The sequence below is a fragment of the Anoxybacillus sp. MB8 genome, from assembly GCF_011006755.1.
Lineage (GTDB): Bacteria > Bacillota > Bacilli > Bacillales > Anoxybacillaceae > Anoxybacillus > Anoxybacillus gonensis.
Genome location: NZ_RXXX01000040.1, coordinates 14,057 through 27,558 on the forward strand (window position 1 = coordinate 14,057; position 13,502 = coordinate 27,558).

The 13,502-nt window shown below is 39.7% G+C and carries 15 protein-coding genes and 1 pseudogene; 7 read left to right on the forward strand and 9 right to left on the reverse strand.

Going from position 1 to position 13,502, the window contains the following annotated elements; all coding sequences use genetic code 11:
* Positions 1 to 198 precede the first annotated feature (198 nt).
* The gene (locus EKC99_RS12440) at positions 199 to 729 is read left to right on the forward strand and encodes a winged helix-turn-helix domain-containing protein (RefSeq protein ID WP_006322879.1); all 531 of its coding nucleotides are present in this window, start codon (positions 199 to 201) and stop codon (positions 727 to 729) included.
* 26 nt (positions 730 to 755) lie between these two features.
* Positions 756 to 1,259 carry an IS630 family transposase gene (locus EKC99_RS12445; RefSeq protein ID WP_240468873.1) on the forward strand — a complete coding sequence of 168 codons (504 nt, stop codon included), beginning with the start codon at positions 756 to 758 and terminating at the stop codon, positions 1,257 to 1,259.
* Positions 1,260 to 1,313: 54 nt separating this feature from the next.
* On the opposite strand, the gene EKC99_RS12450 is transcribed toward EKC99_RS12445, so the two are convergent.
* Positions 1,314 to 1,736, reverse strand: a complete 423-nt coding sequence (locus EKC99_RS12450; protein ID WP_035020725.1) for a hypothetical protein — start codon at positions 1,734 to 1,736, stop codon at positions 1,314 to 1,316.
* An 81-nt stretch (positions 1,737 to 1,817) separates the two neighbouring features.
* Between EKC99_RS12450 and EKC99_RS12455 the strand changes: the two genes are divergently transcribed.
* The gene (locus EKC99_RS12455; protein WP_055442027.1) at positions 1,818 to 2,129 is read left to right on the forward strand and encodes a DUF4176 domain-containing protein; all 312 of its coding nucleotides are present in this window, start codon (positions 1,818 to 1,820) and stop codon (positions 2,127 to 2,129) included.
* 60 nt (positions 2,130 to 2,189) lie between these two features.
* Here the strand turns inward: EKC99_RS12455 and EKC99_RS12460 are convergent, their stop codons facing one another.
* Positions 2,190 to 2,441: a DUF4176 domain-containing protein gene (locus tag EKC99_RS12460; protein WP_055442026.1), complete on the reverse strand. Its 252-nt coding sequence runs from the start codon at positions 2,439 to 2,441 to the stop codon at positions 2,190 to 2,192.
* Between the two features lie 8 nt (positions 2,442 to 2,449).
* The gene (locus tag EKC99_RS12465; RefSeq protein WP_055442025.1) at positions 2,450 to 2,842 is read right to left on the reverse strand and encodes a hypothetical protein; all 393 of its coding nucleotides are present in this window, start codon (positions 2,840 to 2,842) and stop codon (positions 2,450 to 2,452) included.
* A 375-nt stretch (positions 2,843 to 3,217) separates the two neighbouring features.
* On the opposite strand from EKC99_RS12465, the gene EKC99_RS12475 reads away from it, so the two are divergent.
* From EKC99_RS12475 to EKC99_RS12485, 3 genes are all read left to right on the forward strand, one after another.
* The gene (locus EKC99_RS12475; protein ID WP_240468874.1) at positions 3,218 to 3,979 is read left to right on the forward strand and encodes a MerR family transcriptional regulator; all 762 of its coding nucleotides are present in this window, start codon (positions 3,218 to 3,220) and stop codon (positions 3,977 to 3,979) included.
* A 94-nt stretch (positions 3,980 to 4,073) separates the two neighbouring features.
* Entirely contained in the window at positions 4,074 to 5,117 is a 1,044-nt protein-coding gene (locus EKC99_RS12480) for an NAD(P)/FAD-dependent oxidoreductase (RefSeq protein WP_483296101.1), read from the forward strand.
* Between the two features lie 54 nt (positions 5,118 to 5,171).
* On the forward strand, positions 5,172 to 5,885 hold the full coding sequence (locus EKC99_RS12485) for a DUF3298 and DUF4163 domain-containing protein (protein WP_240468875.1): 714 nt from the start codon (positions 5,172 to 5,174) through the stop codon (positions 5,883 to 5,885).
* A 20-nt stretch (positions 5,886 to 5,905) separates the two neighbouring features.
* Here the strand turns inward: EKC99_RS12485 and EKC99_RS12490 are convergent, their stop codons facing one another.
* The 4 genes and pseudogenes from EKC99_RS12490 to EKC99_RS16080 form a co-directional block, all read right to left on the reverse strand.
* Positions 5,906 to 7,525: a carbon starvation CstA family protein gene (locus EKC99_RS12490; protein ID WP_055442020.1), complete on the reverse strand. Its 1,620-nt coding sequence runs from the start codon at positions 7,523 to 7,525 to the stop codon at positions 5,906 to 5,908.
* Positions 7,522 to 8,037, reverse strand: coding sequence for a DUF8052 family protein (locus EKC99_RS12495; RefSeq protein ID WP_055442019.1), 516 nt, complete (start codon positions 8,035 to 8,037; stop codon positions 7,522 to 7,524). The genes EKC99_RS12490 and EKC99_RS12495 overlap by 4 nt, the downstream gene beginning before the upstream one ends.
* Before the next feature lie 328 nt (positions 8,038 to 8,365).
* Complete coding sequence (locus EKC99_RS16075) at positions 8,366 to 8,797, reverse strand: transposase (protein WP_342413239.1); 432 nt, start codon at positions 8,795 to 8,797, stop codon at positions 8,366 to 8,368.
* Positions 8,752 to 9,351 (reverse strand): annotated as a pseudogene (locus EKC99_RS16080) (transposase); the annotation flags it as partial. The gene EKC99_RS16075 and the pseudogene EKC99_RS16080, both read right to left, overlap by 46 nt.
* A 17-nt stretch (positions 9,352 to 9,368) precedes the next feature.
* Here EKC99_RS16080 and EKC99_RS12505 point away from each other — a divergent pair.
* A complete protein-coding gene (locus EKC99_RS12505) occupies positions 9,369 to 10,718 on the forward strand; it encodes an ISLre2 family transposase (protein WP_163152139.1) in 1,350 nt (449 codons plus the stop codon).
* 351 nt (positions 10,719 to 11,069) lie between these two features.
* On the opposite strand, the gene EKC99_RS12510 is transcribed toward EKC99_RS12505, so the two are convergent.
* Together EKC99_RS12510 and EKC99_RS12515 are read right to left on the reverse strand one after the other, a co-directional pair.
* Positions 11,070 to 11,516: a hypothetical protein gene (locus EKC99_RS12510; RefSeq protein ID WP_055442018.1), complete on the reverse strand. Its 447-nt coding sequence runs from the start codon at positions 11,514 to 11,516 to the stop codon at positions 11,070 to 11,072.
* Positions 11,517 to 11,651: 135 nt separating this feature from the next.
* The gene (locus EKC99_RS12515; RefSeq protein WP_163152141.1) at positions 11,652 to 13,328 is read right to left on the reverse strand and encodes a DUF6345 domain-containing protein; all 1,677 of its coding nucleotides are present in this window, start codon (positions 13,326 to 13,328) and stop codon (positions 11,652 to 11,654) included.
* Positions 13,329 to 13,502 lie beyond the last annotated feature (174 nt).

Genomic DNA, 13,502 nt, shown 5'->3' on the forward strand with positions numbered 1-13,502 from the left:
TCAACCACTATTGTTGAAACATTTATTATACCCAATGGCCACCTAAATAACATAAGGTTTGTCTTTTATGAATATATTGACGGTACTCCGCTAGATAAGCTATATACATGCACCTTAAAACCATGACTTCTGTATGAACACCTTTTTTCATGGCTATACTGCTCCTAAATATTTCTATACAAAAGGAGCGGAATTGGCATGAAACGTCTGAAAATCACAAATGATCACGGCTGGACACCTCGAACCCTTCGGAAACAAGAACGGAAAATCAAAGATGCTTCCCTCCGTGTTCGGGTGACCGCTGTTCGTCTTGTCATGGAAGGTCACCTCGGTAAAGATGTCGCGAAAATGGTCAACGTATGCCGTCAATCGGTTGCCCTCTACGTTGCGCGATTTAATCAAGGTGGGCTCGATCATCTACTCGATCGTCGCTTACCACCTGGTCGCGTGCCATTTCTTACGGAAGAACAACAACAAGAAATCAGACAACTCGTGTTAACTACTACACCTGTGGATGCTGGCTGGGGCATCGCTTCGTCATGGAACACGCGCATTTTACAATCTTACATTCAACAAACCTATGGTGTTTCCATGTCACGGGAAGGGATTCGCAAGTTGTTGCATCGTTTGCGTTTGTCATGGACACGCCCGACGTATAAGCTCGTCAAAGGAGACGCTAAGCGTCAAGCTGCTTTTCAAAGAGAACTTGAATTTATAAAAAAAAACTAATTACCGAGAATGCCATGCTGTTTTATGTGGATGAGACACATGTTCGTGCCTATCAAGCGCTACGTACGACATGGGCAGAAGTAGGAAATCAAAAACACGTGCCGAGCTACGGTCACCACGCCCACGTTTCTATTTTTGGCGCCGTCGATGTTCAACAAGGCGATGTGGTATTTCATCGCGCATCATCCGCCAATGCCGAAACGTTCCTCGACTTTTTGCGCCGATTGAAAGAGAAATATACAGACCGATTCCTCGTGCTTGTGTTGGACAATGCGCGTATTCATCATGCCAAGATGGTGCAAGCCTTTCTTGATGGCGAGGAAGGCGATGCTTTTCATTTCATCTTTTTGCCACCGTATTCTCCACAGTTAAATCCGATTGAACGGCTGTGGAAGTGGTTGAAAGATGAAGTGATTGCCAACGTTTTTCACAAGGATCAAAATGACATTGCCCAATCCATTACTCGCTTTGAACAGTACGTTCTACAACACCCGGATGAGGTGTTACGCCGCATGGGGTGTGCTGTGTGAATCAGAGGTTAAAATGCCAATTTGGATGTATATATCAATTGTTTGGGATTGCACTTACCATTTGCGAATATCCCCTACTTCTTCACTTTCTAGGATCTTGATTCCTTGTTCATTAACTATATCTATATACTTTGCGCTACTTTCAATATAAAAAGCAATATAATTATACTTAATATCCTTATAAGAAAAACTGTTTGTAGATTCTGATGTAGTGTTGCCGTATATAATTTTTACTGTATTTTTATTTAATTGGATATCTTTGATAACTAGCTCACTATTATCTAAATAGCTGTTTCTTGCAATTAGGATCGAAAAGATATATCCGTCTTGAATCCCTCTCTCTCTTTTAATTACCACCACATCTCTTTTTTGAAGAGACTTTAGTATTTTGGAGAAGAAGTATATCTTACCTATAAAGCTTTGAACTTTTAGATTGAACATTTTATTTTGTTCTAGTTTAAATTTTGTTATATTCAATATTAAACAACCTTTCACTTTAATATATATATGTTTAAAATATAATCAAGTATATAAGATTTTCAGAAAGGGGATGTAGTAATGAATTCACAAAAGATCCTAATTTCTTTTATGTTTTTACTTCTTGTAATCTTGGCCGGTTGTAATAATGCAACTACTAGGAGCGTCTCTGAAGTCGATAAAAATTCTTTGCCTATAGGGACAGTAGTTAAATTAAAGGAACTAGATGAAAAAATAATGATTTATGGAAATAACGTCACTCGAAGCACAGATAACAAGAAATATAGGTACCTAGGCTGTTTTTATCCAGATGGTTTTACTTCTAATGATTATAATGTATTTTTTAATGCTAATGATATCGAAGAAGTTTACTATTTAGGCTACAAAGAATGATTATTATAATTACTAAGTAAGGGAAGTCTGCTACGTAAGTAAACTTCCCTTCGGCATTCTTTAAAGGCTAGTTCTCAGAATTTTCTCTTCTTGATTTTCATATCCTTTAAATACCAATGTTTCGATAGCGTCCTTGTTAAAGAAAATATTATACGCATTATTGATAAATCCGTGAGGATAAGGACATCCTACATAATCGTATTGTTTTCCTGTAGTAGACTGCACTACATTTCTTCCATATATCATTACCAAATAATTAATACCATCTAATTTTACTACGCTACCTATTGGTAGAATATCTTTCATAATCATACAGATACCTAGCCTTTCAATTCAATTCCCCAACCAAAGCCTACACCAAGGGCTGTATAAGCTTTTACTTTAGTTTTACTAATATCATATTTTGCTCCAATTGATCCTACTCCTATAGAACCACTGATTGATATTGATTTCTTCGTAAATGGGATCTTGATATCGATACTTGATGAGTATTTATGGAGTGTAGCCTCTCCACCAATTGAAATCCCCTTTTTATTGGCTTTGGCATGCGCTTCAACTTCCCCAACAGATACTTTCGCTTCTCCACCTACATATTTGCTTTTTGCAGAGACACTAGCGCCTGGACCACTGCAGCTTGCTCCCCCTCCTACTCCCCAACCACTGGAGTATCCCTTACTTACAGAACAATTCGGTGTATGAATTGCAACACCCATAACACTGATCCTCCTTTAGATCAAAAAATAAATTATCGCCCATATTATACCACATAAATATAAAAATGGTGTATTTGATAACCTAAAATTGAGCCACTTTTCAACGGTTCGATCACATAAATCTCCGTTTCCGACCTATAAGCTCGTCAAAGGCGATCCAGTGCTTCAAGCAGCCTTTGAAAAAGAACTCGAGTTTATAAAAAAACTAATCATGGAAGAAATCGTTCTTCTTCATGTCGATGAGACGCATGTTCGTGCCTATCTAAACATGGGTTAGTCAAATAACACTCGCTTTTATGGCGAGATTTTTTTATTTTTTCGCTTTACATTGACGTTACGTAAACGTTTATAGTGAAATTGTCAGGAGGTGATTGGGTGGAATATACGGTGCAACAGTTAGCGAAATTGGCGGGGGTGACGAGCCGAACGCTAAGGTATTACGATGAAATCGGTCTGTTGAAACCGGCAAGGGTTAATGCATCAGGCTATCGCATATACGGACAAAAAGAGGTAGACCGGCTCCAACAAATTTTGTTTTATCGCGAACTCGGGGTGGATTTAGAAACGATTAAGCAAATCATCATGTCCCCGTCATTTGACGACGTACAGGCGTTAAAGCAACATCGCGAAAAACTCTTGGCAGAACGGCGGCGGTTAGAAGCGTTAATCGCCAATGTCGAAAAAACGCTATTAGCGAAAGAAGGGAGAATCATCATGAGCGACAAAGAAAAATTTGAGGCGTTTAAACAGCAGCTTATTGACGAAAATGAACGAAAATATGGCAAAGAAATTCGGGAAAAGTATGGCGATGAGCAAGTGAACAAATCAAACGAAAAAGTAAAAAATATGACGCAAGCACAATACGAAGAAGCGACAAAGCTCGGTGAAGAAGTATTGCGCGTATTGCATGAAGCGTTTTTGACGGGCGATCCAGCAGGAGAGCTTGCGCAAAAAGCAGCGGAATTGCATCGTCAATGGTTAGGCTATTTTTGGGACCATTACTCAAAAGAAGCGCATGCACGATTGGCGCAAATGTACGTTGACGATGAGCGGTTTAAAGCATACTACGATCAAAAACAATCAGGAATGGCGGAGTTTCTTCGTGATGCGATTTTCATTTATACAGGCAAAAAATAGGCAGGCAGTGGCCTGTCTTTTTACACATTGTAAAAGTTTGAAAAAAGATGTATATTTAAATGAGAATGATAATCAAATTTAAAAGGTGATAGCGATGGAACAATTATACGATGTGACGATTATTGGAGGCGGGCCGGCAGGGCTATATGCTACGTTTTATAGTGGGCTTCGAGAATTGAAAACGAAATTGATCGAGTATCAGCCGCAGTTAGGCGGAAAATTACATGTGTACCCGGAAAAAATGATTTGGGATGTTGGCGGACATGTCCCGATCACGGGAGAAAAATTACGCGAGCAACTTGTCAAACAAGCGCTGACATTTAACCCAACCGTTGTGCTAAATGAAAAAGTCGAAACGATTCGGCGAAGAGAGGACGGCATATTTGTTTTACAAACAGCATCCGGACAACAACATATATCGAAAACGGTCATTATTGCAGTAGGAAGCGGTATATTAAAACCGCAAAAGCTTCAAATTGAAGGAGCAGAAAAGTTTGAGATTACAAATTTACATTATACGGTGAAGTCGTTAAAACAGTTTAAAGAGAAAACGGTGATCATTTCGGGTGGAGGAAATACAGCAATTGATTGGGCGAATGAGCTCGTACCAGTTGCGAAAAAAGTATATGTCACTTATCGCAATGAGTCGCTAAAAGGACATGAAGCGCAAGTGACGCAATTATTAAATAGTTCGGCGACTTGCTTTTTCCACACGTCCATTACAAAATTCGTTGCTAGCTCCGATCATGAAACGATTAAGCGAGTCGTGCTGACAAATCAAGAAACAGGTGATATATTCGAGCTCGATGTGGACGATGTGATTATTAGCCATGGATATGAACGGGATGCGTCATTGCTTACCAACAGTGAACTGCCTATCCAAATGATAGACGAATATTATATCGCAACAAATGCAAAAGGGGAATGTTCTGTACCTGGCTTATATGCGGCTGGCGATATTTCAAAATATGATGGGAAGTTATACTTGCTTACCGGGGCGTTCCAAGATGCAGCGAATGCAGTCAATAGCGCAAAAAGATTCATAGAGCCCACTGCCGATCCGTATGCGATGGTATCTTCACATCACGAAGCGTTTAAGGAACGAAATCGAGAGTTAGTGAAACAAATGTTGAAATGATAGTAATGCATAAATTCGTTTGTTTGAACGCAAACTTTCGATAAAACAAACGAGGTGAAAATTTTGCTTAAACAACGAAACATATGGATGATGGTGTTGATGTTATTTATATTGACAGCGTACAGCCACCCACTTACTGTGACAACGAAGCAAATAAAATATACAAATGAACTAATGGAAGTCGATTTAAACATCCCGATCGTATCAGGTTCAGTCAATCCATCGTTTCAGCGCCAAGTGAACGGTTTATTACGAAAGGAATCACTTGATTTAAAGCGCCAAGTCGAAAAAGAAGCGCATGAAAATATGGCAATAAGTAAAAAGGAAGGATTTCCATATCGATTGCATGCAGCAGTCAGCAATTATGAAGTGACGTACAACCAACATGGCATTTTAAGCATTCCGGTTACGTTATATAGCTATACAGGTGGGGCGCACGGCATGACTGTGAAAGTTCCAAACAATTTTGATTTTCATACAGGCAAATCGTTGCAACTGAGCGATTTATTTAAAAAAGGAACGAACTATAAACAAGTGATAAAGGACGAAATCGTCGCCCAAATTAAAAAAGAAGATGATCTATATTTTGACAATGCGATTGCTGTCGTACAAAACATGCCGAACGACCAGCCTTACTATATGACGAAAGATGGTATTGTCGTTTATTATGGTCTATACGAAATTGCCCCGTATGCCGCTGGCATTCGCGAATTTCTCATTCCATTTTCGACTTTGCGGCCATATATGAAAATCAAGCTAGCGCAATAAAAGCGCTAGCTGGATTTCACTTATTGGTGAGAAGAAACGATTTCTTTTTTTGTTGTTTTTGCCATAGAGCTCCATCCTTCAATAGCTAAGAAAATGCATAACACGAACAGGACGAAAGCTGATCCGGCTAATAGCCAATTTTGGGCTAATGCGTTTTGATACATTAACATGCAAAGAGCAGCGATGGTCACAACGAGCATAAACACCATCGGGATGACAACATAAAACGATTTGGCGCCGATTTTCATGAGCCATGCGGAAACAGCTAGCAAAGCAAGCGCTCCGAGCATTTGGTTCGCTGCCCCGAAAAGCGGCCAAACGGATTGCCATGTTCCTGATAATGCAAGTGCTCCAGCCCCGATGAGACCGACTGTTGTTGCAATGTGGTTATTTTTAAATGCGTTTGTCCGCTCTTCACCGAGTTCTTGAATAGCGTAACGCATTAACCGCGTTGCAGAATCTAAAGTTGTTAATAAAAATGCTGATGCGGTAAGAGCGGTGAATGTGACAGCTGTTGCTTCTGGGATGCCGACATGAGACATAAAGTAACCGACGCCAGCAGAAAATGTACCAATTGGTCCACCAAGCTCACTCATACGAGCAGCAAAGTCAGCTTGGGTTAAATATGCGACCGTTCCAACAGAAATGATGGCTAAAAATGCTTCTAACAACATACCGCCATAGGCGATAAATCGTCCATTTTTCTCGTTATCAAGCTGTTTTGCGGTCGTCCCTGATGAAACGAGCGAATGGAAGCCAGAAATGGCACCGCAAGCGATTGTAATGAACAAAATAGGGAACAAAAATCCGAGCTTTTCGTTATAAAATCCGGTAAACGCTGGGAATTGAATGGTTGGTGCTGCAATAATCATACCGACAGCAGCTCCAGCGATCATGCCGTATAAAAGAAATGAGTTTAAATAATCCCGTGGTTGTAACAAAATCCATACAGGCAATACCGATGCAGCGTATGCGTAACCTAGTAAAATAAGTGACCATGTTGTTGCACTTAACGAAAGAGGATATTGAATACCAACCCATACAGATAAGAGCATGGCGATAACCCCTAACACGCTGGCTACAAATAAGTTCATTCGCATTTGATTAACAAAAAAGCCAAAAATTACTGCAATGCCAAGGAATAAAACAGACGCTGTAGCAGCTTGTGGAACAGCGACAAACGTATTCGCAACTAAAATAATAAATACCCCGACGACGAGCATGAGCGTCGCGATAGAGAAAGTCAAAAACAATACTTGTCCACGATTACCCATATATTGTTTAATAATCATTCCGATCGATTGTGCTTTATGGCGAATAGAAGCTTGTAGCGATGTATAATCATGGACGCCCCCGATGAAGATACCTCCAATCATAATCCATAAAACAGCCGGAACCCATCCAAATACTGCTGCCGTGATCGGTCCGACAATCGGGCCACCTCCAGCAATTGTAGCGAAATGGTGTCCAAGCAAAACAGGTTTTTTTGCTGGCACGTAATCTATACCATCATACATTTCGTGTGCCGGTGTTTTACGATCACCGTCTACTTTCAATTGTTTTTCAAGAAAACGTCCATATGTGAAATAGGCGATAAGTAAAATAATTCCACAAATAAGAAGCAACGTTAATAAATTCAATTCGTACCCTCCTCAAACGGTTTTTCGAAAACATCTGTTAACGGAAGAGCTTTCCGATGAGTAAATCGTTCTTTTTTGTTTAAAGCGATGATGGCCAAATAACATTCGAGCCAACCGTGTAAACCGAAACGAATAAATCGCAGCTTTCGAAAACGTTTCACCTCCTTTATGGCATCAACATGTGCCTCCGGTGCGACAATTGCCCCAATGAAAACGGTTGACATATGGTCTTGATGGTTGGATATGTAGTTCGGCACATGATTCATAAATGTTTGAGAGAATTGGATGACGTCTTCTTTTGTCACGACACTTTCTTTTTGCCACACAAAAATGAATTGCTCATTTTCAACAGCCCAAATTTTAGATTTTTTTGTCATAAAATATTTCTCATCGCGCCGATGGTAATGTGCATAAAAAGGTAAAGGAAACGTGCCGAGCTTTTCATCCCGATAAATGTTGAAATAGGGTGTAAGAATTGTTGTGAGAGTATTGATATATTTGTTCGTAGTCATTGTAGCCACCTTTTAAAATTTTCTGAATATTATTATATTTTAATAGGTAAAACATTTCAATGATTTTATTTTTTTCCTTTAAAACTATTTAACTGTAGTTGAGCAATTCCTATAACAATAATTACCATATAAAAAGAGACAAACAAGGAACACCTTATGCCACGTGGAGCTGTTTTTTCACGGCATCAATGGGGATATTTTGTTTCGCCGCGCCGTAGATAAATTCTACAAGACGATGTGCTTTGTTCGTTCGGAGAAGGTCAAGCTCGGTAGAGAAATCACCGTTGGACTCGAACATACTGTACACATAAGTCAGTTGTACCAAAATCTAATACCGTTTCACCGCACGAACGTGACGAACGCGGTACCCATCGAGCTTCAGCTGGTCTTTCGACTGACGGAAAAAACATTCGATCGACCAACGTTCCGCGTAGTAGCTTAGGATATCTTCATCGCTCAGCTTGCGATCCGTGCTCAACACGCAATGAAGGTGTTCCGATGTCATGATTGATCGGCTTTCCAAGCGAGGAGCACCACGGCATCCTTGAGACCGTTCAGAGCACCTTCGTAGCGATACACCCGATAACGCTCTTTTCCCACCGTGACGAGGCGGGTATCCCGTGGCTCCATAGATTTGGCAAATTCCTTTGCTTGAATGGCCGTCCCTTTTGGATAGAGAATCCGATTCGTCTTCAGCATCGCGATGACGTGAAACCCTTTTTTCAAGCAGGCTCCCACGAGGGTTTTCGATGGATACCAAGAGTCCATGAGCACATAAACGGGTTGGCGTGTATCTAAAGAAGAAAGCATCTCCATCGCAAGTTCCCCTTTGCTTTTCCCCGCCGTCTTGTCATAGAGGCGAAAGGCAAAAGGAAACGCTTGAGTCATCGTATGAACCATGGGCCAAACGAGAGAATGTCCCCAAATCGATTTTTTCTCTGCGAGAGAATAGTGCCAATCACACCCTTGGATCGCGTGTGTTGCCCGTGACGAGGGCTTCGTTTTTTGGCAAATCGTATCATCGATCGAAACAAAAATGGGGTGATGCTCTCGTTTCGCGTTGCATTCGACACGATGAAGCACCCACTGCTGAAGTTTGCGAAGCAACGTTTCTTCCTCCCATGGGCTTTTCGTGAAAAAATGGCTGAGTGTTGTGCGATGATTCGGATGATAAAATGTTTGTGGGAGAAAAGGAGAAAAAAAAGACCAGTTCTTTATTTGGTATAATAAGGAACCTGTCAGATATGTAAGCGAAATAGATGAAAAACGGGCTCTCCTCCTGGTAAGGTAGTAAGTGCGAAAAAATACAACCAAAGAAAGGAGTGGAGCCCATGCAGGATTATATCACAAGTGGCTTGACATTAAAAGATATCGAACAGTCTTTATTTAGACATATGCAAAAACAATATGGTCAGCTCCTTCAACAGGTGTTGGAGGAGATCGACCGCACATTGGCAGAACAGCGGGACAAGAAACGATATGCGCTCAAAGATAAGCGGACGATCCGACTCCAAACGCTATTTGGAGAGGTGGAAGTGAAGCGAAACTACTACTTTGACCGTGAAAAAAAGGTGTATACGTCTTTACTCGATGTCTTTCTTCAGTTCGATGGGGCGCATGGAGTGAGTCCGCTATTAGAGGAGACAGCGATTCATCTCGCCGTGACGGGTTCTTCGTATCGACAGGCTGCGCAGTCGCTTGAAAAACTGGTGGGATACGCATGTATGAGCCACGAAACGATTCGTCAGTTGATTGTCGAGGCAGAGGTGGAAGGGCACCGTGCGATGGAGAAAAAAGGGCGCGTGTTTTTTATCGAAGCAGACGGGTTGTACGTGAAACGTCAACGAAGCCGCATCAAAGGAAAAGAAGAAAAGATCATCACGATTCACCAAGGATGGGAGAAAAACGGGAAGCGCGTATCCTTAGTGAATCGACGGTATATGGTTCATCAAACGAATGAACCGGTTTGGGAGGCTGTAGAGAATTTTCTGACGAAGGAATATGGCTATGATCCGCTTGATGATTGGGTGGTCATCAATGGAGATGGTGCCCCATGGATCACAGCGTGTCGAGAATATTTCGGGGACAGAGGGTACGTTCAACTCGATCGGTTCCATGTGGCGAGAGAGATTCGTCAATTGTTCCGAGGTCATGCAAGATATCGGGTGATTCGAAAGAAATTCGCATCATGGGATGAAGAAGGCGTGTTACGAGAACTCACAAGTGCCATCGGTACGCTAGAACATGAGGAGAAGGAAAAGCAACTCGAGGCGTTTGTTCGACGGATCGGGGAGATGCCAGGATGTTTGCGTGACTATCGCGTATGGTTGAAGGAAAAAGGGATCGACACGACAAACATGAGGGCGATGGGGAGTGCGGAAGGAACGATGCATGTGTTTGCGAAACGAAGTAAAAACGGTCGAAGTTGGAAAGATGCAGGGATTGAAGCGATGTTGCGAGCAATCGTCGCGATAAAAGATACGTTACTCATTCGGACACGCCGTGGGGTGATGTATGGCGTGGAAGAACGAGAAGAAACGAAACGAGAAACGATCGTGAAAAAGGCACTGAAGCGCGTGCAAACGCAAATGGCAGAAGTGGTACGAGATAACATCCCATACCTTCGCCAATCTTCAGGGGCACCGATTTACGAGGTATTGCAAGCATTGAAAGGTTTTTAAAACGAGAGAAAACGCACATACCTACAGGATGAGAGTGAGTAAAAGCGTTTACATATAACGATTTTATAAAACCATATATAACCAAAAAATCGGTCGAGAAAAAAATCTCCCACAAAGTCTTGACTCAAACCAACATCGTCAAAAACTTGTGGATTCCTTGGTGATATGCTAATCTATTCATGAGACATGAACCCCCTTGTGAGTAGTTGTGGCACATCTATTCTAACCAAGGAATCGGGTTCATGTCTTCTTTTTTGTTTGGATGTAAATTTATGTTAGTGAATTTACTCATCTACAGTTTATATATAAAAAATAAAATTAAAGCCAAACATAAACGTTTTAGCATTTATATTATTTTGAATCGTTGTTTATCGGGTTAAATATCTCGAAATATACTTCTTCTTTTCCGTTTACAACAGCTATTAAAATAGGGCGTTCTTGCTTTTCGGCAGGAAGATAAACTTCAGTTCCAACAGGTAGCTTTGTTGCCATTCCTTGTTCAAAAGGTTCTCCTTTTTTATAAGTTAAGTTAATATCAAAAAGCTTCTCCCCAGTTTTTATATTGGAGTTATCCATTTGTTCTATGTGCTTTGCATTCATATAAATAGAGTCGCCATGTGCAAGTATATCAGCATTTTTGTTTTCCTTTAAAATTTCTGTAGCCTTTTCCTGCATTTCTTTATAAAACTGATTCATTTGATTTGCTCCCTGTTCCTTTGGGTTTGTTTGTTGTCCTGAGCAACCTACTAGAGATAAAAGTAAAAATGATAAACAAATAACGACTTTTAATGTTTTCATGTAATCCATCCCCTTTGACCTATCCTAATATTATACAATTTAGAATTTAATTGATGTAAATTGCGAAAATTATATACAATTATAAACTTGTTATAACAAAAGACAAGGGAGAATTTCCTTTGTCTTTTGAACCTATTATTCCTCATTAATTGACTCTTGGATTCGTTTTTCTAGCTCCCTTTCATACTTTTCTTTATATTCAGGAGAAAATGCTTCTTCTGGAACAATATATGTTTCATTTTCTGTTAGCATTTTTGCGCCATTTAAGTGTTCACCTGTGAGTGCATCAATATAAATTGCATTTGTTTCATTAACACTTAACTTATATGCAGGTCTTAATTCATCTTTTTCTAATCCTAAACCAATTGGGGATGAAAAATAAACAATTTCTGCCTTTGTAAAATCAATATTTCCATCAAATTTAAAGTGACTATTCGCTTTTTTCTTTGCTGTTTCCATAGCTTTTTCAAGTTTTTTTACTGAAAGATCCTTTACTTTTATTTTTTGTGTAACTTCTTTAACGTTCCGTTTATAGAAGTTAACTCCATTTTTGTCATAACCAACAACGATTGCCTCTGCTGCTTCTCCATCTAAATATGTTCCATCGAGACTTTGAACAAATACAACAGTATAACCTACAATTACATCATTTCCTAAATCATCTTGTTCAACTATTGGTAGGAAATGTTTTAATTTGAGATCTGAACGCAAACCGCCGTTTTTCTCGATAAAAGCATTTATATCTTTTAATACTTCATCACTTGATTTAGTAATTGGATCGAATTCGATTTGTCGACTATACACAAATGAGTTGTCATTATATACTTCTAGTGTGCCATTTTGACTACTATAAACTTTTGATTTATTTTCTTTATAATTAAATTCCGTATAATTTTCACCTAATAGATTTGATTGAATCATTTTTAAGTTAATTTTTTCAGGCTTCACTTTAAATTTTACTCTGTACTCATTATTTAGTTCATCTAATTCCTCTTGTGCGGTAGGTGTTGTTAATTCATCGCCCGTTTTTAAATAACTACTAATATTTTCTGTTGTGTAATAACCAATAATAGAGTTAGGATCAGTTCCTTTCCAACGGTAAACGTCGCTTGTACCTGTTACATCTGCCGTAGCTCCGCTTCCAACATTATGCAAGTAATCATATTTGTTATTGTTGTGGCCGATAATTGCCCAATCGTATTCAGAATATGTGCGATTTGCATGCATCCAAGCAGAAAATAAAGTATATGCACTATATCCATTTACCCCAAGCGCTCTATTAAAAAAGTTGTCAATGATTTTGGTATCTGTATAATCGTTTGAAACACCATGATAACCAAAAATATGATGAAGACCATTTGCAAGTTGTTTACCCCAGTATACTTGATCCAGAGCTTCGCAAGCAGCAAAAATCATCCATTCTGCATCTTCATTTGAAGCGCGGTCAGTACCTTTGATATCGCCACCAACTTGATACCAATTAGCAAAGTCCCTTAGTCCAGTCTCTACATATCTGTATGATAGCGCTAAATTTCCACTAGAACCTCCATGACCTGTAAAATACAGAATATCGGATTCATTTCCATACTTTGTGAAATCAGTATAATAAACAGCTGAATCGTACCATTGAGCTGTCCTTGTCCAATTTTTTTCACTTAAGCGATCACGAAATTTATAAGCATCACCATTATCTAAGTCGCTTAAAGAACTTGAGACATAGGATCCAACACCTAACACTGTATATTCTAGTGCTGCTTCAGCTGAAAGTGGGACAAGATTTAACCCTAAAGCACCTGCCATTGCAACTAACAACGACTTTTTACCCAAGTTTTTCTTCATTTTTTTAACATTTCGGAGCTATCCCCCCAATTTTTTTATTCCGAATTTATTATATTACTCATATTTCGCACCTTGGTAGGGCGGAACAAAAGGATTTTTTATTCAGTTTTTTAGAATAACTTTTAAACCAACACCAAAAGCGATGGT

Bases quoted from the DNA above. Each gene is read 5' to 3' on its own strand.
- EKC99_RS12440 (WP_006322879.1), top strand. From the start codon at position 199: ATGAAACGTCTGAAAATCACAAATGATCACGGCTGGACACCTCGAACC.
- EKC99_RS12455 (WP_055442027.1), top strand. From the start codon at position 1,818: ATGAATTCACAAAAGATCCTAATTTCTTTTATGTTTTTACTTCTTGTA.
- EKC99_RS12460 (WP_055442026.1), bottom strand. From the start codon at position 2,441: ATGATTATGAAAGATATTCTACCAATAGGTAGCGTAGTAAAATTAGAT.
- EKC99_RS12465 (WP_055442025.1), bottom strand. From the start codon at position 2,842: ATGGGTGTTGCAATTCATACACCGAATTGTTCTGTAAGTAAGGGATAC.
- EKC99_RS12480 (WP_483296101.1), top strand. From the start codon at position 4,074: ATGGAACAATTATACGATGTGACGATTATTGGAGGCGGGCCGGCAGGG.
- EKC99_RS12495 (WP_055442019.1), bottom strand. From the start codon at position 8,037: ATGACTACGAACAAATATATCAATACTCTCACAACAATTCTTACACCC.
- EKC99_RS12505 (WP_163152139.1), top strand. From the start codon at position 9,369: ATGCAGGATTATATCACAAGTGGCTTGACATTAAAAGATATCGAACAG.
- EKC99_RS12510 (WP_055442018.1), bottom strand. From the start codon at position 11,516: ATGAAAACATTAAAAGTCGTTATTTGTTTATCATTTTTACTTTTATCT.